The 20,408-nt window shown below is 59.8% G+C and carries 19 protein-coding genes and 1 pseudogene; 16 read left to right on the plus strand and 4 right to left on the minus strand.

Translation table 11 applies throughout. From position 1 onward, the window contains the following. Positions 1-77: 77 nt before the first annotated feature. The 8 genes and pseudogenes from minC (at position 78) to CAF73_RS28930 (ending at position 7,331) form a co-directional block, all read left to right on the plus strand. A complete protein-coding gene (gene minC / locus CAF73_RS28900) occupies positions 78-815 on the plus strand; it encodes a septum site-determining protein MinC (protein WP_085701203.1) in 738 nt (245 codons plus the stop codon). Between the two features lie 169 nt (positions 816-984). After that, positions 985-1,797 (plus strand): septum site-determining protein MinD, encoded by an 813-nt coding sequence (minD, locus tag CAF73_RS28905; protein WP_085690474.1) that lies wholly within the window; start codon positions 985-987, stop codon positions 1,795-1,797. After that, entirely contained in the window at positions 1,797-2,051 is a 255-nt protein-coding gene (minE, locus tag CAF73_RS28910; protein ID WP_007960071.1) for a cell division topological specificity factor MinE, read from the plus strand. The genes minD and minE overlap by 1 nt, the downstream gene beginning before the upstream one ends. A gap of 91 nt (positions 2,052-2,142) precedes the next feature. Next, positions 2,143-2,778, plus strand: a complete 636-nt coding sequence (locus CAF73_RS28915) for an RluA family pseudouridine synthase (RefSeq protein WP_007960072.1) — start codon at positions 2,143-2,145, stop codon at positions 2,776-2,778. Positions 2,779-2,824: 46 nt separating this feature from the next. After that, positions 2,825-3,420, plus strand: a pseudogene (locus CAF73_RS28920) (hypothetical protein). 76 nt (positions 3,421-3,496) lie between these two features. Next, positions 3,497-4,786, plus strand: coding sequence for a M18 family aminopeptidase (locus tag CAF73_RS28925; protein WP_085705327.1), 1,290 nt, complete (start codon positions 3,497-3,499; stop codon positions 4,784-4,786). A 132-nt stretch (positions 4,787-4,918) separates the two neighbouring features. After that, entirely contained in the window at positions 4,919-5,095 is a 177-nt protein-coding gene (locus CAF73_RS30335) for a hypothetical protein (RefSeq protein ID WP_007960078.1), read from the plus strand. A 76-nt stretch (positions 5,096-5,171) separates the two neighbouring features. Next, positions 5,172-7,331 carry a mechanosensitive ion channel family protein gene (locus tag CAF73_RS28930; RefSeq protein ID WP_085705329.1) on the plus strand — a complete coding sequence of 720 codons (2,160 nt, stop codon included), beginning with the start codon at positions 5,172-5,174 and terminating at the stop codon, positions 7,329-7,331. 409 nt (positions 7,332-7,740) lie between these two features. Here the strand turns inward: CAF73_RS28930 and CAF73_RS28935 are convergent, their stop codons facing one another. After that, positions 7,741-8,454: a UTRA domain-containing protein gene (locus tag CAF73_RS28935; protein ID WP_085701120.1), complete on the minus strand. Its 714-nt coding sequence runs from the start codon at positions 8,452-8,454 to the stop codon at positions 7,741-7,743. Between the two features lie 351 nt (positions 8,455-8,805). On the opposite strand from CAF73_RS28935, the gene CAF73_RS28940 reads away from it, so the two are divergent. The 6 genes from CAF73_RS28940 (at position 8,806) to CAF73_RS28965 (ending at position 14,158) form a co-directional block, all read left to right on the plus strand. Beyond that, positions 8,806-9,870 (plus strand): ABC transporter substrate-binding protein, encoded by a 1,065-nt coding sequence (locus tag CAF73_RS28940; RefSeq protein WP_085690470.1) that lies wholly within the window; start codon positions 8,806-8,808, stop codon positions 9,868-9,870. Between the two features lie 178 nt (positions 9,871-10,048). Continuing rightward, entirely contained in the window at positions 10,049-10,855 is an 807-nt protein-coding gene (locus CAF73_RS28945) for an alkaline phosphatase family protein (protein WP_085705331.1), read from the plus strand. A gap of 5 nt (positions 10,856-10,860) precedes the next feature. Further along, on the plus strand, positions 10,861-11,697 hold the full coding sequence (locus tag CAF73_RS28950) for an ABC transporter permease subunit (protein ID WP_176247781.1): 837 nt from the start codon (positions 10,861-10,863) through the stop codon (positions 11,695-11,697). Further along, positions 11,684-12,484: an ABC transporter permease gene (locus CAF73_RS28955; protein ID WP_085690467.1), complete on the plus strand. Its 801-nt coding sequence runs from the start codon at positions 11,684-11,686 to the stop codon at positions 12,482-12,484. Before CAF73_RS28950 ends, CAF73_RS28955 begins: the two co-directional genes overlap by 14 nt. Further along, positions 12,481-13,470 (plus strand): ABC transporter ATP-binding protein, encoded by a 990-nt coding sequence (locus CAF73_RS28960; protein ID WP_011333173.1) that lies wholly within the window; start codon positions 12,481-12,483, stop codon positions 13,468-13,470. The genes CAF73_RS28955 and CAF73_RS28960 overlap by 4 nt, the downstream gene beginning before the upstream one ends. Before the next feature lie 34 nt (positions 13,471-13,504). Continuing rightward, complete coding sequence (locus CAF73_RS28965; RefSeq protein ID WP_085705335.1) at positions 13,505-14,158, plus strand: HAD family phosphatase; 654 nt, start codon at positions 13,505-13,507, stop codon at positions 14,156-14,158. A gap of 45 nt (positions 14,159-14,203) precedes the next feature. Here the strand turns inward: CAF73_RS28965 and CAF73_RS28970 are convergent, their stop codons facing one another. Continuing rightward, positions 14,204-15,166, minus strand: a complete 963-nt coding sequence (locus CAF73_RS28970) for a zinc-binding dehydrogenase (RefSeq protein ID WP_085705337.1) — start codon at positions 15,164-15,166, stop codon at positions 14,204-14,206. A 181-nt stretch (positions 15,167-15,347) separates the two neighbouring features. Here CAF73_RS28970 and CAF73_RS28975 point away from each other — a divergent pair, with 181 nt between their 5' ends. Continuing rightward, positions 15,348-17,432: a carboxy terminal-processing peptidase gene (locus CAF73_RS28975; protein ID WP_176247780.1), complete on the plus strand. Its 2,085-nt coding sequence runs from the start codon at positions 15,348-15,350 to the stop codon at positions 17,430-17,432. Positions 17,433-17,565: 133 nt separating this feature from the next. Beyond that, entirely contained in the window at positions 17,566-19,356 is a 1,791-nt protein-coding gene (locus CAF73_RS28980) for a bifunctional diguanylate cyclase/phosphodiesterase (protein WP_085705341.1), read from the plus strand. A gap of 32 nt (positions 19,357-19,388) precedes the next feature. On the opposite strand, the gene CAF73_RS28985 is transcribed toward CAF73_RS28980, so the two are convergent. Both CAF73_RS28985 and CAF73_RS28990 read right to left on the minus strand, forming a co-directional pair. Next, positions 19,389-19,748, minus strand: a complete 360-nt coding sequence (locus CAF73_RS28985) for a hypothetical protein (protein WP_085705343.1) — start codon at positions 19,746-19,748, stop codon at positions 19,389-19,391. Then, positions 19,745-20,408: RHS repeat-associated core domain-containing protein (locus CAF73_RS28990; protein WP_305880190.1), on the minus strand; the 664-nt coding region annotated here is incomplete at its 5' end. The genes CAF73_RS28990 and CAF73_RS28985, both read right to left, overlap by 4 nt.

Here is a 20,408-nt window from a genome sequence, read left to right on the forward strand (position 1 = left end):
TTCGACCCGGCTTGCGGCCTGCGGGCGTTCTCGTTATAAGTCTCGGCACTTTTAGTGACAAGCCGTTGTATGCCGACATGAGCCAAACCGAACCGAAAGACCAAGATCCCGTGTTCCAGCTGAAGGGCAGCATGCTCGCCATTACAGTGCTGGAGCTGTCCCGCAACGACCTGGACAGCCTCGATCGGCAATTGGCCGCCAAAGTCGCCCAGGCACCGAATTTCTTCAGCAACGCGCCGCTGGTTCTGGCGCTGGACAAACTGCCGCCAGGCGAAGGCGCTGTCGACCTGCCGGGCCTGATGCGCGTGTGCCGTCAGCACGGCCTGCGCACCCTGGCGATCCGCGCCAGCCGCATCGAAGACATCGCCGCCGCCATCGCCATCGACATCCCGGTGCTGCCGCCGTCCGGCGCCCGCGAACGACCGCTGGAAAGCGCTGAACCCGTCGCACCGAAGAAGCCGGAAAAACCGCCGGAGCCGGCCGTCAAACCGACCCGCGTCATCACCACGCCAGTACGTGGTGGCCAACAGATATATGCCCAGGGTGGCGATCTGGTGGTGGTGTCCTCGGTCAGCCCGGGGGCGGAACTTCTCGCCGATGGCAACATCCATGTATACGGCCCGATGCGCGGTCGTGCGCTGGCCGGGGTCAAGGGCGACACCAAGGCGCGGATTTTCTGTCAGCAATTGAGCGCTGAACTGATCTCCATCGCAGGCCACTACAAGGTTTCCGAGGACCTGCGTCGCGATCCGATGTGGGGCTCGGGCGTACAGGTCAGCCTGTCGGGCGACGTGTTGAACATCATTCGGCTTTAACGGATACTGCCGCATTTTCCAAGCATCTCTAAAACGTAGCGAAAACGGCTCAAACGAAGTAGGAAAAAGGCCAAAAGCCGAATTCCAGCCAAGGCTGTCCGACTGCAGTAGTTTTCTAGAGATGTTTTTCAGGGGCTGAACAGTCCTTCTTCCTTAGGGGTGAAACACCTTGGCCAAGATTCTCGTGGTTACATCCGGCAAGGGTGGTGTGGGTAAGACCACCACCAGCGCCGCTATCGGTACCGGCCTCGCTCTGCGCGGCCACAAAACAGTGATCGTCGACTTCGACGTGGGCTTGCGTAACCTCGACCTGATCATGGGTTGCGAGCGCCGCGTGGTGTATGACTTCGTCAACGTGGTGAACGGCGAAGCCAACCTGCAACAGGCCCTGATCAAAGACAAGCGCCTGGAAAACCTCTACGTGCTGGCCGCCAGCCAGACCCGCGACAAGGACGCGCTGACCCAGGAAGGCGTGGAAAAAGTCCTGATGGAGCTCAAGGAGCAATTCGAGTTCGTCGTCTGCGACTCCCCGGCGGGCATCGAGAAAGGCGCGCACCTGGCCATGTACTTCGCTGACGAAGCGATCGTCGTGACCAACCCGGAAGTGTCCTCGGTACGTGACTCCGACCGCATGCTGGGCCTGCTGGCCAGCAAGTCCCGTCGCGCCGAAAAAGGCGAAGAGCCGATCCAGGAACACCTGCTGATCACCCGCTACCACCCGGAGCGCGTCGAAAAAGGCGAAATGCTGGGCGTCGAAGACGTCAAGGAAATCCTCGCCGTACGCCTGCTGGGCGTCATTCCGGAATCCCAGGCCGTACTCAAGGCCTCCAACCAGGGCGTACCTGTGATCCTCGATGATCAAAGCGACGCCGGCCAGGCCTACAGCGATACCGTTGATCGCCTGCTGGGCAAGGAAAAAGAACACCGGTTCCTGAATGTCGAGAAGAAGGGATTCTTCGAGCGTCTGTTTGGAGGTAGGTAATGAACCTTTTTGACTTCTTTCGTGCCAACAAAAAGCCAAGTACCGCCTCGGTCGCGAAAGAGCGTCTACAGATCATCGTGGCGCATGAACGCGGCCAGCGCAGCACCCCTGACTACCTGCCATCCTTGCAGAAGGAACTGGTGGAAGTGATCCGCAAGTACGTCAACATCGGCAACGACGACGTACACGTGGCACTGGAGAGCCAGGGCAGCTGCTCGATTCTGGAACTCAACATCACCCTGCCAGACCGCTGAGTCGATCCGGCAGGAACGACGGCGGCTCAGGACCCTTCCGATAGTGGAGGGGCCCTGAGCCGCCGTTGGCATTTGTTACGAGGCTGTTTTAATGCCGTTGTCCAACGTCCAAATCATTCATCAGGACGCCGCCGTTCTGGTGGTGAACAAACCGACCCTGTTGCTCTCCGTCCCCGGCCGGGCCGACGACAACAAGGACTGCCTGATCACCCGCCTGCAGGAAAACGGCTACCCGGAAGCGCGAATCGTCCATCGCCTGGACTGGGAAACGTCGGGGATCATCCTGCTGGCCCGCGACGCCGATACCCACCGCGAACTGTCACGCCAGTTTCATGATCGTGAAACAGAGAAAGCCTACACCGCGCTCTGCTGGGGCCAGCCGGAACTGGACAGCGGCAGCATCGACTTGCCGTTGCGCTACGACCCGCCGACCAAACCGCGCCATGTGGTGGATCACGAACTCGGCAAGCACGCGCTGACTTTCTGGCGTGTACTGGAGCGTTGCGGCGACTGGTGCCGCGTCGAACTCACGCCGATCACCGGCCGCTCGCACCAGTTGCGGGTGCACATGCTGTCGATCGGCCATCCGTTGCTCGGTGACGGCCTCTACGCCCACGAGCAAGCCCTCGCGGCCTGGCCACGACTGTGCCTGCACGCGAGCATGCTCAGCTTCACCCACCCACAGTCCGGCGAACGCTTGCGCTTCGAATGCCCGGCACCGTTTTAAGCACTGCCTGACCGGCAGTCGCCCGTTTTAAAGGATTTTGTTCCGGATGAGTTGTACTGATTCCCTGGCAACACCCGTCAAGAAGACCCGTCATCAACTGCTCTACCTGATTTACGGCAATCAGGATGTCTACCGGCGCGAAGCCAAGTTCAGCATCCTCACCGCCCTGTCCCAGGCCAAAAACGGCAAACGTCCGGCGATCAGGATTCTCACTGACCGGCCGCAGGACTACGAAGGCTGGCCGGTCGACACCGTGTTGCTCGACGAAGCGACCCTGACGCGCTGGCAGGGACACAACGGCTACCACCATCGGCGCAAGGCCTGCGCGATTGCCGCCGGTATGCAACTGGTCGAGAAAACCCTGTTCGTCGACACCGACACCCTGTTCACCAGCCCCCCCCGAGCAGCCTGTTCCAATACATCGATGCGAATCAGTCGGTGATGGATCACCCCTACTACAGCGCCTGTCGTCATGAATGGTGGGAATGCGCGTCGCGGGAGATTCTGCGCTGGGACGAGAGCCGTCAGAAAAAGCTGCTCAATCAGAGCCGCTGGCCAAAACAACTGCCTCGTCCGGACAAGCCTGAAGACGAAAAAGTGATCATGAACTATCTGAAAAAAAGGGTGGCCGCCGCTCGTTGATGCGAGTGGCACATGTCTAGTCCCAAGCATCAGGCCGATGCGTTAAACTCCCGCCCATTGCTGTCTGGAGCTTCTTATGCGCGAAGAGTTGAACCAAGGCCTGATCGACTTCCTCAAGGCCTCCCCTACCCCGTTCCACGCCACCGCCAGCCTTGTTCAACGGCTGGAGGCCGCCGGTTATGTGCGCCTCGACGAGCGTGAAACCTGGCACACCGAAGCCAATGGTCGTTACTACGTCACCCGTAACGATTCCTCGATTGTCGCGATCAAGATGGGCCGCAACTCACCGCTGCACGACGGCATCCGTCTGGTCGGCGCCCACACCGACAGCCCGTGCCTGCGAGTCAAGCCACAACCTGAGCTGCAGCGCCAGGGCTTCTGGCAGCTCGGCGTCGAAGTCTACGGCGGCGCGCTGCTGGCACCATGGTTCGACCGCGACCTGTCGCTGGCCGGCCGCGTCACCTTCCGCCGTGACGGCAAGGTCGAAAGCCAATTGATCGACTTCAAGGCCCCGATCGCGATCATTCCCAACCTGGCCATTCACCTCAACCGTGAAGCCAACCAGGGCTGGGCCATCAACGCCCAGACCGAACTGCCACCGATTCTCGCGCAGTTCGCCGGTGATGAGCGGGTGGACTTTCGCGCGGTGCTCACCGACCAACTGGCTCGTGAACATGGCCTCAACGCCGACGTGGTGCTGGATTACGAGCTGAGCTTCTACGACACCCAAAGCGCCGCCATCATCGGTCTGCATGGCGACTTCATCGCCGGTGCGCGCCTGGACAACCTGCTGTCGTGCTACGCCGGCCTGCAAGCCTTGCTGACCGCCGACACCGAAGAAACCTGCGTGCTGGTGTGCAACGACCACGAAGAAGTCGGTTCCTGCTCTGCCTGCGGCGCTGATGGCCCGATGCTGGAACAGACCCTGCGCCGTCTGTTGCCGGAAGGTGACGAGTTCGTGCGCACCATCCAGAAATCCCTGCTGGTCTCGGCCGACAACGCCCACGGCGTGCACCCGAACTACGCCGAAAAGCACGACGCCAATCACGGCCCGAAACTCAACGCCGGCCCGGTGATCAAGGTCAACAGCAACCAGCGTTACGCCACCAACAGTGAAACCGCCGGTTTCTTCCGCCATCTGTGCATGGCCGAAGAAGTCCCGGTGCAGAGCTTCGTGGTACGCAGCGACATGGGTTGCGGCTCGACCATCGGCCCGATCACCGCCAGCCACCTGGGCGTGCGCACCGTCGATATCGGCCTGCCGACGTTCGCCATGCACTCGATCCGCGAACTGTGCGGCAGCCACGACCTGGCCCACCTGGTCAAAGTGCTGAGCGCGTTCTACGCCAGTCGCGAACTGCCGTAGGACACAGTCGGGATCGCAGCTTCGGGCTGCGATCCCTCGGCCTGTAAAACCGGCTCGGTTCTGATACAGATCACCACCGGTCGGCCAAATCCCACCTAGACTTAAATCATTTCCTTCGACAAGGCTGTCGCCATGATCTCGATGTCTGCGTTTCACTCCATGCTCATTCCCATCCTGTGCGGAATGATTCTGCTGGCCATCGGCTTCAACTTCCGTGACAAGAACGCCGGTGTGTTCGCCATGTGGATCGGCATGCTGATGATCCTGGCCACCGTGGTCTACAAGATCCTTGCCAAACTCAACGAATAAATCCGCCCCCGGCTCGCATTGAATCTGGCGGGCTCGTACACTCGCCCGATCCGCCCCTTGCGAGGTTGACCGCCTAGTGTTCGCTCGTCTTTTTGCCCTGCCCTGCCTGTTTCTCGTTTGCCTGATGACCCTGATGTCGCCGGCACCTGCCGATGCTGCCGGTCTGCCGGGGCTGCTCACGGGCTCCGGCAATACTCAGCCCGAAGCCCAGGCACCGCTCGGCCAGTCCCTGGACGAAGTCATCAAGTCGCTGGAAAACGACAAGCAACGCGCCCAGTTGCTGACCGATCTGAAAAAACTGCGCGACGCCACGAAAAAGGCCCAGGCCAGCCCGGAAGAAGGCGTGCTGGGACTGATCGGCGGCACCCTCGCCACCTTCGAAAAACAGTTCACCGGCGCCGACAGCCCGCTCAATCGCTGGTCCGCCGAATTCGACATGGCTCAGGACGAGCTCAAAGGCCTGATGCTGCCGGCCAGCGAATGGCTGCCGATCATCTTCGCCTTCGCCGTGATCCTCGCGGTCTGGAGCCTGCTCGCCGCCGCGCTGATCTGGCTCGGCCACCGGGTACGCATGCGCTTCGGTCTGACCGAAGAACTGCCGCAGAATCCCCGGGCCCTCGACATGTTGCGCTTCGCCCTGCGCAAGCTCGGGCCCTGGCTGATCGCGTTGGTGATCACGGTTTACATGAGCTACGCACTGCCCTCGTCACTGGGCAAAAGCCTGGCGATGGTGCTGGCGTATGCGCTGGTGGTCGGCACCTGTTTCTCGGCCATCTGCGTGATCGCCTTTTCCGTACTCGACGGCCCGCACCGCCATCGCGCGTTGTACATCCTGCGTCACCAGGCCTTCCGCCCGTTATGGCTGATCGGCAGTTTCGCCGCCTTCGGTGAAGCCCTGAGCGATCCGCGACTGGTGGCCGGCCTCGGTGTGCACCTGGCCCACACCGCCGCCACCGTCGCCAATGTCCTTGCGGCGCTGTCGACCGGGCTGTTCATCCTGCGCTTCCGCCGGCCGATCGCCCACCTGATCCGCAACCAGCCGTTGTCCCGGCGCCTGACCCGCCGCGCCCTCAGCGACACCATCGAAATCCTCGGCACCTTCTGGTACGTCCCGGCACTGGTGCTGGTCGGCATTTCCCTCTTCGCCACCTTCATCTCCGCCGGCGACACCAGCACCGCACTGCGCCAGTCACTGATCTGCACCGTGCTGCTGGTGTTGTGCATGGTCATCAACGGCCTCGTCCGCCGCCACGCCCTCAGACCCCAACGTGGCCCGAAACGTCATGCGTTGTATTCCGAGCGCCTGAAAAGCTTTTTCTACACCCTCGCCCATTTACTGGTGTGGCTGGCTTTCATCGAACTCGGCCTGCGGGTCTGGGGCATGTCACTGATCGGCTTCACCGAAGGCGAAGGCCACGACGTCAGCGTAAAAATCTTCAGCCTGATCGGTACGCTGATCTTCGCGTGGCTGATCTGGATTCTCAGCGACACCGCCGTCCACCACGCCCTCACCCGCTCCCGCAAAGGCCTGGCCAACGCCCGCGCGCAAACCATGATGCCGCTGATCCGCAACGTGCTTTTCGTGGCGATCTTCATCATCGCCCTGATCGTCGCCCTGGCAAACATGGGCATGAACGTCACGCCCCTGCTGGCCGGTGCCGGCGTGATCGGTCTGGCCATCGGCTTCGGCGCCCAGTCGCTCGTAGCGGATCTGATCACCGGCCTGTTCATCATCATCGAAGACTCCCTGGCCATCGACGACTACGTCGACGTCGGCGGCCACCTGGGCACCGTCGAAGGCCTGACCATCCGCACCGTTCGCCTGCGGGACATTGACGGCATCGTCCACACCATCCCGTTCAGCGAAATCAAAAGCATCAAGAACTACTCCCGCGAATTCGGCTACGCGATCTTCCGCGTGGCCGTGCCGTTCAACATGAGCATCGACGAAGCCATCAAACTGATGCGCGACGTCGGCCAGAAAATGCGCACAGATCCGCTGCAACGCCGCAACATCTGGTCGCCGCTGGAATTTCAGGGCGTGGAAAGCTTCGAATCCGGCAACGCGATACTGCGCGCAAGGTTCAAGACAGCACCGATCAAACAGTGGGAAGTTTCACGGGCGTTCAACCTGTCGCTGAAACGGCATCTGGATGAGGCCGGCCTGGATCTGGCGACGCCGAGGATGAATGTGCAAGTGATCACCGCAGGCGGTGGTGGCCAAACTCAAGAATAGATCCGGCGAATCTGACCGACTTCCGGCCGCCATCGCTGGCAAGCTAACTCCCACCACTCACCACGATGAGCGTTAGCTCGAGTAAAGCTTTTGATCTTTTGGCCCCATCGGAAGGCTGAGTGGAGGGATTTATCCGGGGGTGGGAGCGCAGCGACCGTGCGGCGCAGCCGCATGCATCGAGAGGAGGTGCAGCGAAGCAAACCGTAGGCGATGCCCCCGGATGAATCCCGGAACGAAGGAACACCGAGCCTCAGCGAGGTGCCGAACGCAGGGGCCCAGCGTTTTGGTTACTTTGGGGCGTTTGCCAAAGTGACTCGCCGTAAGGGCGAAACCGTCAGCGGCAGCACCCGAAGCAACGGATATTCACCCAAAACAACCCAAAACCTGGTCGGCCCAGAGGCCGCCAAGGTCAAACCACATCAACCCCCACGTGAATCGCATCATGCCGCCAAAACTCCAGATCACAATCAATCAACCGCCCGGCCTGATCATAATTAACCCGAGCAATCCTCAACCCCGGACTCCCCACCGACACCCGCAACGCCGCCGCCGCATCGACCGATAAAGACGTCGGCACAATCTCGAACCGCACCCGCCCATAGTGCAAGTCGTAATGCCGCGCATACAGTTCGGTAATCGACTGATTCAAATCAAACTCCAGAATCCCCGGAAAAAACTGCGGATTCAGATAATGCTCCACATACAACACCAGCCGCCCATCGATCCGCCGCGACCGGCAAATCTGAATCACGCTCGACAACGCCGGCAACTGCAACCAGGCACATACTGCCGCTGACGCCGGTTGCAACCGCGCCGAAATCACCTCGGTCGACGGCACCCGCCCCTGCGCACTGACCATCGCGTGAAAGTGACTGCGCTGCATCAGGTTGTAGGCCAGACGCGGTGGCGACACGAACCAGCCCCGCCGCTCCTCGCGATAAATCTGCCCTTGCGCCTCCAGTTGCAACAAGGCTTCACGCACCGTAATCCGCGTCGTGCCGAACAGCTCACTGAGCTTGCGCTCGGCCGGCAACTTGCTCCCCGCCGCCAGCAACCCGTGATCGAGCTGCTCCTGAAGGATCTGGCCAATCGCTGTCACCGCTTTTGTTGCCTCATCGCGCATCAACGTTACCTATCTGGACTAGACCAGCACTGTTTCGGGGCAAAACCGCACAGCTATTGCGCCATTCGGTCGTGTTGCAAGCCTAGGCAGTGCAGATGACCGAGAGATGACAAAACTACCGAACGGTCGCCCTGACAACTTGCAATACATCGGCCAAGTCCCTTGCCCACCGGGACTTTGAGGGTGGTCTACGCTTAGCGGGCTGCCGACGATATCGGCGAAATAAAGGGCGGGTCAGGTATCCGCCGACATCAAAGTGTCATCCAGCCCCCCTACATTGGCTCAGGTATTGCTGACCTAGACCAACACAAACCGCAATCGCAGCGTTGAACACGACCAAGGAGCTTCGGAATGAAACAGCTTTTCCTGGCAACACTGTTAGGCTCGACCATTGCCATGTGCACCGCCGCCATGGCGGCTGATGATCTGAAAACCCTCGAAGCCGCTGCGAAAGCGGAAGGCGCCGTCAACAGCGTCGGCATGCCCGATGACTGGGCCAACTGGAAAGGCACCTGGGAAGACCTGGCCAAGAACTACGGCCTGAAACACATCGACACCGACATGAGTTCGGCCCAGGAAATCGCCAAGTTCGCCGCCGAGAAAGACAACGCCACCGCCGACATCGGCGACGTCGGCGCGGCTTTCGGCCCGATCGCGGTCAAGCAAGGCGTGGTGCAACCGTACAAGCCGACCACCTGGGATCAAGTACCGGACTGGGCCAAGGACAAGGACGGCAACTGGGCACTGGCCTACACCGGCACCATCGCTTTCATCGTCAACAAGAAGCTGCTGCACGGCTCCGAAGTTCCGACCAAATGGGCTGACCTCAAGGGCGGCAAATACAAGGTTTCCATCGGTGACGTGAGCACCGCTGCACAAGCTGCCAACGGTGTACTCGCCGCTGCGCTGGCCAACGGCGGCGACGAGAAAAACCTCCAGCCTGCCCTGCTGCTGTTCGCAGACATCGCCAAGCAGGGTCGCCTGTCGATGGCCAACCCGACCATCGCCACCATGGAAAAAGGCGAGATCGAAGTCGGCGTGGTCTGGGACTTCAACGGCCTGAGCTACAAGGCCAAGATGGCCAACCCGGATGACTACGTGGTGCTGATTCCGTCTGACGGCTCGGTGATTTCCGGCTACACCACCATCATCAACAAATACGCGAAGAACCCGAACGCCGCCAAGCTGACCCGCGAATACATCTTCAGTGACGCCGGCCAGACCAACCTCGCCCGCGGCAACGCTCGCCCGATCCGCGCCGAGCACCTGCAATTGCCGGAAGACGTGAAAGCCAAACTGCTGCCGAACGAGCAGTACAAGAAGGTCACGCCGATCAAGGACGCCGATGCGTGGGAAAAAACCTCCAAGGCCCTGCCGCAGAAGTGGAACGAAGAAGTCATCGTAGAAATGAAGTAAGCCCGTAAGTCCCGCTTCCGGGATTGCTGGAGATCCCTGTGGGAGCGAGCTTGCTCGCGAATGCGGTCTTTCGTTCAACATTGATGTTGGCTGACACGACTCCTTCGCGAGCAAGCTCGCCCCCACAAGGGCTCCCGACTGAATCTGAAATTTTCTGTTTCGCGGAGTTTTTGCCCCTATGAAGCACACCGTCATCCTTGTCGTGCTCGACGGCCTCAGTTACGAGGTTGCGTGTCACGCCATGGGGCATCTGCAGGCTTACGTTGGCGCAGGACGCGCGGCGCTGTACCAGCTGGAGTGCGAGCTGCCGGCCCTGTCCCGACCGCTTTACGAATGCATCCTCACCGGCGTGCCACCGATCGAGAGCGGCATCGTCCACAACAACGTCTCGCGCCTGTCCAACCAGCGCAGCATTTATCACTACGCCCGCGATGCCGGTCTGAAAACCGCCGCCGCGGCGTACCACTGGGTCAGCGAGCTCTACAACCGCTCGCCGTTCGTGGCGGCTCGGGATCGGCATACCGATGACCCGACGCTACCGATCCAGCACGGCCACTTCTACTGGAACGATCACTACCCGGACTCGCACCTGTTCGCCGACGCCGAAAACCTGCGCCTGCGCCACGCCCCGGATTTTCTGCTGATCCATCCGATGAACATCGACGACGCCGGCCACAAGCACGGCCTCGACACCCCGCAATACCGCAACAGCGCGCGCAGCGCCGACATCATCCTCGCCGACTACCTGCAAGGCTGGCTCGACGCCGGTTACCAAGTGCTGGTGACTGCCGACCACGGCATGAACAACGACCGCTCGCACAACGGCCTGCTGCCGGAAGAACGCCAGGTGCCGTTGTTCGTACTCGGTGACGCCTTCAGCCTGAATGCCGGCGCCACGCCGAAGCAGACCGACATCTGCGGAACCGTCTGCGAACTGCTCGGCGTACCCCACGACAAACCTGTTTGCCGGGAGTTGCTCAAGTGAACTCAATGACTCGCGGCAAATGGCTGGCCGCCCTGTGCCTGGTGCCTTTCGCGCTGTTCTTTATCGTGTTCGAAATCGCCCCGCTGATCTGGGTGATGATCAACAGCCTGCAATCGGAAGAATTCGGTTGGGGCTTCGCCAACTTCAGCAGGATCTTCAGCTCGAAGTTCTACCTGCAGGCGATCCAGTACAGCCTCGAAATCAGTTTCTGGTCGAGTGTGTTCGGGATCATCATCGCGGTGCTGGGTGCGTACTCCCTGCGCCGGGTCGATTCGAAACTGCGCAACTTCGTCAATGCCTTCGCCAACATGACCAGCAACTTCGCCGGCGTGCCTCTGGCGTTTGCCTTCATCATCCTGCTCGGCTTCAACGGCAGCATCACCATCATGTTGAAGCAGGCCGGGATCATCGAAGACTTCAACCTGTACTCGAAAACCGGGTTGATCATCCTCTACACCTACTTCCAGATTCCCCTCGGCGTCCTGCTGCTGTACCCGGCATTCGATGCGCTGCGTGAAGACTGGCGCGAATCCGCCGCCCTGCTCGGCGCTGACAGCTGGCAGTTCTGGCGCCACATCGGCCTGCCGGTGCTGACCCCGGCCCTGCTCGGCACCTTCGTGATCCTGCTGGCCAATGCCCTCGGCGCCTACGCCACGGTTTACGCGCTGACCACCGGCAACTTCAACGTATTGCCGATCCGGATTGCGGCGATGGTGTCCGGCGACATTTCCCTCGATCCGAACCTGGCCAGCGCCCTGGCCGTCGTGCTGGTGGCGCTGATGACCCTGGTGACCGTCGTGCATCAACTGTTGCTGAAGAGGAGCTACCATGTCTCGCGCTGAATCCGGCCCGGCCGGCGTCTACCACCGCGTCGTGGTGTATCTGCTGTTCGCCATCCTGCTTCTGCCGCTGCTGGGCACGCTGATCTACTCGATTGCCAGCAGCTGGTCGGCCACCATCCTGCCCAGCGGTTTCACTTTCAAGTGGTACGTCCAGTTGTGGAGCGACCCGCGCTTCCTGCACGCCTTCGGTCAGTCGCTGCTGGTGTGCGTCGGCGCGCTGATCCTGTCGGTGGTGCTGATCCTGCCGCTGCTGTTCGTGGTGCATTACCACTTCCCGAAACTCGATGCGCTGATGAACATCCTGATCCTGCTGCCCTTTGCGGTGCCGCCGGTGGTGTCGTCGGTGGGGCTGTTGCAGCTTTACGGTTCCGGGCCGTTCGCGATGGTCGGCACGCCGTGGATCCTGATCGGTTGCTACTTCACCGTTGCCCTGCCGTTCATGTACCGGGCGATCACCAACAACCTGCAAGCGATCAACCTGCGCGACTTGATGGACGCCGCCCAACTGCTCGGCGCCAGCACCTTTCAGGCAGCTTTCCTGGTGGTACTGCCGAACCTGCGCAAAGGCCTGATGGTCGCCTTGCTGTTGTCGTTCTCGTTCCTGTTCGGTGAGTTCGTGTTCGCCAACATTCTGGTCGGCACCCGCTACGAAACCCTGCAGGTCTACCTCAACAACATGCGTAACAGCAGCGGCCACTTCACCAGTGCGCTGGTGATCTCCTACTTCTTTTTCGTGCTGGTCCTGACCTGGGTCGCCAACATCTTGAACAAGGACAAAAGCGAATGAGCTATGTCAGCGTCCAACACCTTCAGAAAAACTACGCGGGCACCACGGTGTTCAGCGACATCAACTGCGAAATCCAGAAGGGTGAATTCGTCACCCTGCTCGGCCCATCGGGTTGCGGCAAATCCACCTTGCTGCGCTGCATCGCCGGCCTGACGCCGGTGGATGGCGGCAAGATTCTGCTCGATGGCGTCGACATCGTGCCGCTCACCCCGCAGAAACGCGGGATCGGCATGGTGTTCCAGAGCTACGCACTGTTCCCCAACATGACCGTTGAACAGAACGTCGCCTTCGGTTTGCGCATGCAAAAGGTCAACGCCGACGACAGCCACAAGCGGGTTGCCGAAGTGTTGAAACTGGTTGAACTCAACGATTTCGCCAGCCGCTATCCGCATCAGCTGTCCGGCGGTCAATGCCAGCGTGTCGCCCTCGCCCGCTCGCTGGTCACCCGTCCGCGCCTGTTGCTGCTGGATGAACCGCTGTCGGCCCTCGATGCACGGATTCGCAAACACCTGCGTGAGCAGATCCGTCAGATCCAGCGCGAACTCGGCCTGACCACGATTTTCGTCACACACGATCAGGAAGAAGCGCTGACCATGTCTGACCGGATTTTCCTGATGAATCAGGGAAAGATCGTACAAAGCGGCGACGCCGAAACCCTCTACACCGCGCCGGTCGACGTGTTCGCTGCCGGCTTCATCGGCAACTACAATCTGCTGGATGCCGAAAGTGCGTCGAAGCTGTTGCAGCGGCCTATCAACCACCGCATCGCGATTCGCCCGGAGGCCATCGAATTGAGTCTGAGCGGTGAGCCCGACGCGCAAATCCGCAGCCACAGCCTGCTGGGCAACGTGATTCGCTACCGCGTCGAAGCCCGGGGCGTGGAACTGGTGGTGGATGTGCTCAACCGTTCGGCAGCGGATCTGCATCCCGACGGTCAGCGCCTGTCACTTTCCATCGATCCCACCGCCCTGTGTGAGGTAGCCTGATGACTTTGCTGACACCCAAGAGGGAACTGAACTGATGGCCCTGGCAATTTTTGATCTGGACGACACGCTGATTCATGGTGACTGCGCAACGCTATGGTGCGAGCAGATGGGGCGCCTGGGCTGGGTCGATCCCGAGTCGTTCATGCGCAGGAACAATGAGCTGATGGACGCCTACAGCCATGGCAAGTTGCGCATGGAGGACTACATGGACTTCAGCCTCGAGCCGCTGATCGGCCGCACCTCGGAAGAAGTCGAGCATCTGGTCGCGCCGTGGGTTGAAGACTTCATAGAACCCATCATCTTCAGCGATGCCACCAAAACCATCGCCGCCCACCGCCAGGCCGGCGACCGGATTCTGGTGATCTCGGCCTCGGGCACGCACCTGGTGAAACCGATTGCCGAACGGCTGGGTATCGACGAAGTTCTGGCCATCGAACTGGAAGTGGCGCATGGCGTGTACAGCGGCCAGACCGTAGGCACCCTGACCTACCGCGAAGGCAAAATCACCCGGTTGCTGGAATGGCTGGACGCCGAAGAAGAAAATCTTGAGGGCGCGAGTTTCTATTCCGACTCACGCAATGACCTGCCGCTGCTGCTGAAAGTGGATTACCCGCATGTGGTCAATCCGGATCCGGTGTTGCTTGCGCAGGCCGAGAAATCCGGCTGGCCGATTCACCTCTGGAAGTAAGCGATTGCCTTGTGGGAGCAGGCCTGCTCCCACAAGCATCGATGATCAACTCAGGCTTTCGTCGATCACCAGCACCAGCTTCCCCGCCACCGTGTTGCTCGCCAGCTCGGCGAACGCCGCCTCCGCATCCTTGATCGGGAACGCCTTGGCCAGTTGCGGCTTCAGGCGCCCTTCGGAAAACAGCGGCCACACGTGCTGGCTCAGATCGCTGAACAGATCGGCCTTGAACTGATCCTCACGGCTGCGCAGGGTCGAGCCCAGCAGTTGCACGCGCTTGGCCAGCACCTGGGCCAGATCCAGTTTCGCTTCACGGCCACCCATCAGACCGATCAGCACCCAGCGGCCGTCTTGAGCCATCAGCTTCAGATTCAGCGCTGAATAATTGCCGCCGACCGGATCCAGAATCACATCGAACGGCCCGAAATCCCGGAGACTTTCCAGATCATCGGTGCGCACCACCCCGCCCTGGGCACCCAGCGATTCGCAATAGGCCAGTCGCTCAGCCGAGCCGACGCTGACCCAGCATGGATTGCCGAAAGCCTTGCACAGTTGAATCGCGGCTGAGCCGATGCCACTGGCCCCGGCGTGCAGAAGAACTTTCTCACCCGGTTTGAGCGCAGCGAGTTGAAACACATTCAGCCAGACGGTCGCGTACACCTCGGGCAAGGCAGCGGCCTCGATCAGCGATACACCTTCCGGAACCGGTAGCACATGCCGTCCGTCGACGACCACCTCTTGCGCCATCCCGCCCCCGGCCAGCAGGGCGCAGACCCGGTCACCGACCTGCCAGGAAGAGCCCGCGCCGACCTCGCTGATCACCCCGGAGCACTCAAGACCCAGCACCTGGCTGGCACCCGGAGGGGGCGGATAAAGTCCGGCTTTCTGTAATAAATCCGCACGATTGAGGCCCGCTGCCGCTACTCGGATGCGAACTTGTCCTACATCACATGTAGGACTTGGTTCATCAACCCATGCCACTTGACCTTCAACGCCTTGCAATGCCTTCACAGTGCCTCCATAGTGAGTCTGGACTGAGCCCGAAGCTGTAGCGCCGGGCTTTTTGCATTATGCGACCGGCCCTGGGGTCTGAACGAACGCTGAACAGCAGTTATCGTACAGAGCGTAGAGGTACCGGCGACTTCAAAGACGGCCTAATATGCGTTATCAATTGTCCCCGCGTCGAATCAGCATGAAGCATCTGCTCCCCAGCACCGCCCTCGCTCTTTTCATCGGTATCGGCCTGTTGCCGGTGTCGGGCACCACCTTCGCAGCCAACAGCTGGGACAAGTTGCAGCCTGATCGCGACGAAGTGATCGCCAGTCTGAACGTCGTCGAGTTGCTCAAGCGTCACCACTACAGCAAGCCGCCGCTCGACGATGCGCGCTCGGTGATCATCTACGACAGCTACATCAAGCTGCTCGACCCGTCGCGCAGCTATTTCATGGCCAGCGACATCGCCGAATTCGACAAGTGGAAGACCCAGTTCGACGACTTCCTCAAGAGCGGCGACCTCAACGCCGGGTTCACCATCTACAAGCGCTATCTGGACCGCGTGAAGGCGCGTCTGGACTTCGCCCTTGCCGAGCTGAACAAAGGCGTCGACAAGATGGACTTCACCACCAAGGAAACCTTGCTGATCGATCGCAAGGACGCTCCTTGGCTCAAGTCCACCGCCGAACTCGATGACCTGTGGCGCAAACGCGTCAAGGACGAAGTGCTGCGGCAGAAGATCGCCGGCAAAGACCCGAAGCAGATCCAGGAAACCCTGACCAAGCGCTACAAGAATCAACTGGCGCGTCTGGACCAGACCCGCGCCGAAGACATCTTCCAGGCGTACATCAACACCTTCGCGATGTCTTACGATCCGCACACCAACTATCTGTCGCCGGATAACGCGGAGAACTTCGACATCAACATGAGCCTGTCCCTCGAGGGCATCGGCGCCGTGTTGCAGAGCGACAACGACCAGGTGAAAGTCGTGCGTCTGGTGCCCGCAGGCCCGGCCGACAAGACCAAGCAGGTTGCTCCGGCCGACAAGATCATCGGTGTTGCCCAGGGCAACAAAGAGATGGTAGACGTGGTCGGCTGGCGTCTGGACGAAGTGGTCAAGCTGATCCGTGGCCCGAAAGGCACCGTGGTGCGTCTGGAAGTGATTCCGGCCAGCAATGCGCCGAACGACCAGACCAGCAAGATCGTGCCGATCACCCGTGAAGCGGTGAAGCTCGAAGACCAGGCCGTGAAGAAGTCCGTGCTGAACCTGAAACAGGACGGCCGCGACTACAAGCTCGGCGTGATCGAGATTCCGGCGTTCTACCTCGACTTCAAGGCCTTCCGTGCCGGCGATCCGGACTACAAGAGCACCACCCGCGACGTCAAGAAGCTGCTGACCGAACTGCAGAAAGATAAAGTCGACGGCGTGGTCATCGACCTGCGCAACAACGGCGGCGGTTCCCTGCAGGAAGCCACCGAGCTGACCAGCCTGTTCATCGACAAGGGCCCTACCGTGCTCGTGCGCAACGCCGATGGCCGGGTCGATGTACTTGAAGATGAAAACCCGGGCGCGTTCTACAAAGGCCCGATGGCGTTGCTGGTCAACCGCCTGTCCGCCTCGGCTTCGGAGATCTTCGCCGGCGCCATGCAGGACTACCACCGTGCGCTGATCATCGGTGGCCAGACCTTCGGCAAAGGCACCGTGCAGACCATTCAGCCGCTGAACCATGGCGAACTGAAACTCACTCTGGCCAAGTTCTACCGGGTTTCCGGTCAGAGCACCCAGCATCAGGGCGTCCTGCCGGACATCGATTACCCGTCGATCATCGACACCAAGGAAATCGGCGAAAGCGCCCTGCCGGAAGCCATGCCGTGGGACACCATCCGCGCGGCGATCAAACCGGCGAGCGATCCGTTCAAACCGTACCTGGCCCAGCTGAAATCCGAGCATGACACCCGTTCCGCCAAGGACGCGGAGTTCGTGTTCATCCGCGACAAGCTGGCCCTGGCGCAGAAGCTGCTGGAAGAGAAAACCGTCAGCCTCAATGAAGCCGAACGCCGTGCCCAGCACGCCGATATCGACGCCAAGCAACTGGCGATGGAGAACATCCGTCGCAAGGCCAAAGGCGAAGAACCGCTCAAAGAGCTGAAGAAAGAAGACGACGACGCCCTGGCAGCCGCCGAGCCGGACAAGGTCAAACCGGAAGACGACGCCTACCTTAGCGAGACCGGGCGTGTACTGCTGGATTACCTGAAGCTGAGCAACCAGGTCGCAAAGAAATAAGGTGATGGCAATTTAATGCTGACGATCCCCGGGTCGTCATCAAACAGTCATCATTCTGTCGTGCAATAAAGGACTGGGAGCGGTTCTCTTCATCGAGAACGCTCCCAGTCCTTTTTTATCGCCAGAGATTGCCATGACCACGACCGAACAGCTGAGTGCCTTGAGCTCGATCCTGACTCAAAGCGGTTTACACAGCCTGTTCCAGCCGATCATTTGCCTCTCCGAACGGCGCATTCTCGGCTACGAAGCCCTGACCCGCGGCCCGTCCAACAGCCCGCTGCACTCCCCCATCGCCCTGTTCGCCGTGGCCCGCCAGGCCGGCCGCTTGAGCGAACTGGAAATCGCCTGCCGCCAGAGTGCCTGTCGTCGTTTCAACGAACAGCAATTGCCGGGCAAACTGTTTCTCAACGTCTCTCCCGAATCCCTGCTCGAAGCCGCGCACCAGCCGGGGCGGACACTGCAGTTGCTACAGGATTTTGGTATTCCGCCGAGTCAGGTGGTGATCGAACTCACCGAACAGACACCGATCGACGACTTTCAGTTGCTGCAAACCGCGCTGCATCACTACCGGGCGATGGGTTTTTCGATTGCTCTCGACGATCTGGGCGCGGGTTACTCGAGCCTGCGCCTGTGGTCGGAGCTGCGGCCGGATTACGTGAAGATCGACCGGCACTTTATCGACGGCATTCATCAGGACGCGTTGAAGCGTGAGTTCGTCGGATCGATCCTGCAAATCGCCAAGGCCTCGCGGGCGCAGGTGATTGCCGAGGGCATCGAGTTGCCGGAAGAGTTGGCGGTGCTGACCGAGATGGGCGTTGATCTGGTGCAGGGCTATTTGCTGGGGCGCCCGCAGGAACATCCGTCACGCGACGCCCGGACCCTGATGCCCAAACACGACAGTAGCGCCGTGGCGCTGAATGACGAAGGCAGCGACCTGAGCGCCCTGCTCATCGATCAACCGGCCGTGAATCGCGACACACCGACCGCCACCGTACTGGAAGCCTTCCGCCGCCAGGCCAACCTGAACTCACTGGCGGTGCTCGACGAACAGGGTCAGCCGTGCGGCATCGTTCATCGTCATTCATTGTCCGATGCCCTTCTCAAGCCGTTCGCCACCGACCTGTTCGCTCGCAAACCGATCAGCCGCCTGATGAACGACGACTTCCTCGCCGTGGAAATGAGCCAGTCACTGCAACAGGTCAGCCGTCTGATCACCAGCCGCGCCCGGCAACGCATCGAAGAAGACTTCATCATCACCCTCAACGGCAGCTATCTGGGTCTGGGCAGGGTAATCGACGTGCTCAAACTGATTACCGAACTGAAAATCCAGCAGGCTCGGTACGCCAATCCGCTGACTCTGCTACCCGGCAACGTACCGATCCAGCAATGCCTGACACGGTTGCTGCAACAGGGACGGGAGTCGGTTATCTGCTATGTCGATATCGACAGCTTCAAACCCTTTAACGATATCTATGGGTATGGGCGTGGGGATGAGGTGTTGTTGTGTCTGGCGCAATGCCTAAACGAACGCGTCGACCCGTCCCGCGATTTTGTTGGCCACATCGGTGGTGACGATTTCCTGTTGGTGCTCGGCCCGGAAGATTGGCGCAAACGGCTGAACCAATTGCTTGATGATTTCCAGAGCCAATGCCGTCGCTTCTACCGCCCCGAACACCTGGACGCTGGGTGTTTTGTTGCGCCGAACCGCCAGGGTATTCGTCAGGAGTTTCCATTGCTGTCATTGTCCATTGGTGTGGTGCATTTGCATCCTGAAGCTTGTGCGCAACTGGATGCGAGTCAATTGGCGGAAATGGCTTCGCAGGCGAAGCATCATGCGAAGAATGTGCCGGGGTATAGTGTGCATTTGATTGATAGCCTTACGGCTCCTGACCTTGATACACCGCAGGTTATTGGCCAACGCTGACTGTCAAAGTACGGCCTTTCCCTGTGACATCCTTATCTCTCTGTTGAGTCATCGATGTGATACCTCAACAAGCAACTTAACAAAACCTGCATGAACTGACGTTGATCCTCTACATCATCATCAAAATAAGTTGTGATTTTTGTGAATACAGCATCAAAGCTGTCACCAGCGTCCAAGTAGTGCTTCAGCGTATCAATACACCACTCGCGTTCATGAAAAGTGTAAGAAAGAAACTCAGGCTTCATAAGAATATCAAGCAGCTCAGCAAGCTCTTTCTTGTCATTAACATTCTTTGAAACAATGATTTTTTCACGTGCATCATCATGAGTGTTTTCTATATCAAACAGAAAAAGAAGACCACGCAAAACAAAATATTCAGGCTTACGTTTCATTCCATAAATTCCGTATAAGAGGTTATCGGCATACCTGCTCTATCAAGGATGACTACCGCATGTGTTTGCTGCCCGTAAATTACTCCACCTCTTTTGTACCCTTCACCAACCACCTTGCCCATATTCATCGGTTCCTTAGACGCCATTTGCCCATTTCGCCTGAAAATAAGCTGAGCACGATGTATCGCGTTCAATTGGTCTCGATAGCTAAAAAAATGAGTGGCAGCACTGGGTATTTTTGGCTGCCCTGCTCGTCTCCCGTTGGTGTAAACCTCGATGACTCCAGTTGTTGGATTTCTACCCGTCATCGAACGTTCCTGCTGAGAAGCCAGTGTGGTCTGTTTGCCATGTTTCTCTAAGGAGTGTGCGTCTCGCGTAGCTTTCTCCATTTCATCCAAACGCCGATAAGCATTCGCCTCTGCCAACTCATCAATCTTCGCCCGCCGTTCCTGCGCTGTCATCTTCGGCAGCTGCGGCTCGCCTTTATCAACAACCGAACCACCTACCCCATCCGGCACCGGACATCCCGGCCTGTTCGGCGGCGGACAATTGGACGTCAACCCCAACGGATCCACCCACCCCGTGGGATTCGGCACGTACCGGTACTGGTTCAGCCCCCCGGCCAGCTTCACCGGATCCGGCGTCAGGTACCGGCCCACC

The organism is Pseudomonas sp. B15(2017), from assembly GCF_002113215.1.
Classification (GTDB): Bacteria; Pseudomonadota; Gammaproteobacteria; order Pseudomonadales; family Pseudomonadaceae; genus Aquipseudomonas.

Excerpts from the sequence above, each read along its gene's own strand:
- CAF73_RS28975 (WP_176247780.1), top strand. The coding sequence starts at position 15,348 with ATGAAGCATCTGCTCCCCAGCACCGCCCTCGCTCTTTTCATCGGTATC.
- CAF73_RS28960 (WP_011333173.1), top strand. The coding sequence starts at position 12,481 with ATGAGCTATGTCAGCGTCCAACACCTTCAGAAAAACTACGCGGGCACC.
- minC (WP_085701203.1), top strand. The coding sequence starts at position 78 with ATGAGCCAAACCGAACCGAAAGACCAAGATCCCGTGTTCCAGCTGAAG.
- CAF73_RS28940 (WP_085690470.1), top strand. The coding sequence starts at position 8,806 with ATGAAACAGCTTTTCCTGGCAACACTGTTAGGCTCGACCATTGCCATG.
- CAF73_RS28915 (WP_007960072.1), top strand. The coding sequence starts at position 2,143 with ATGCCGTTGTCCAACGTCCAAATCATTCATCAGGACGCCGCCGTTCTG.
- CAF73_RS28955 (WP_085690467.1), top strand. The coding sequence starts at position 11,684 with ATGTCTCGCGCTGAATCCGGCCCGGCCGGCGTCTACCACCGCGTCGTG.
- CAF73_RS28985 (WP_085705343.1), bottom strand. The coding sequence starts at position 19,748 with ATGAAACGTAAGCCTGAATATTTTGTTTTGCGTGGTCTTCTTTTTCTG.
- CAF73_RS28980 (WP_085705341.1), top strand. The coding sequence starts at position 17,566 with ATGACCACGACCGAACAGCTGAGTGCCTTGAGCTCGATCCTGACTCAA.
- CAF73_RS30335 (WP_007960078.1), top strand. The coding sequence starts at position 4,919 with ATGATCTCGATGTCTGCGTTTCACTCCATGCTCATTCCCATCCTGTGC.
- CAF73_RS28925 (WP_085705327.1), top strand. The coding sequence starts at position 3,497 with ATGCGCGAAGAGTTGAACCAAGGCCTGATCGACTTCCTCAAGGCCTCC.
- CAF73_RS28935 (WP_085701120.1), bottom strand. The coding sequence starts at position 8,454 with ATGCGCGATGAGGCAACAAAAGCGGTGACAGCGATTGGCCAGATCCTT.
- CAF73_RS28945 (WP_085705331.1), top strand. The coding sequence starts at position 10,049 with ATGAAGCACACCGTCATCCTTGTCGTGCTCGACGGCCTCAGTTACGAG.
- CAF73_RS28965 (WP_085705335.1), top strand. The coding sequence starts at position 13,505 with ATGGCCCTGGCAATTTTTGATCTGGACGACACGCTGATTCATGGTGAC.
- CAF73_RS28950 (WP_176247781.1), top strand. The coding sequence starts at position 10,861 with ATGACTCGCGGCAAATGGCTGGCCGCCCTGTGCCTGGTGCCTTTCGCG.
- minE (WP_007960071.1), top strand. The coding sequence starts at position 1,797 with ATGAACCTTTTTGACTTCTTTCGTGCCAACAAAAAGCCAAGTACCGCC.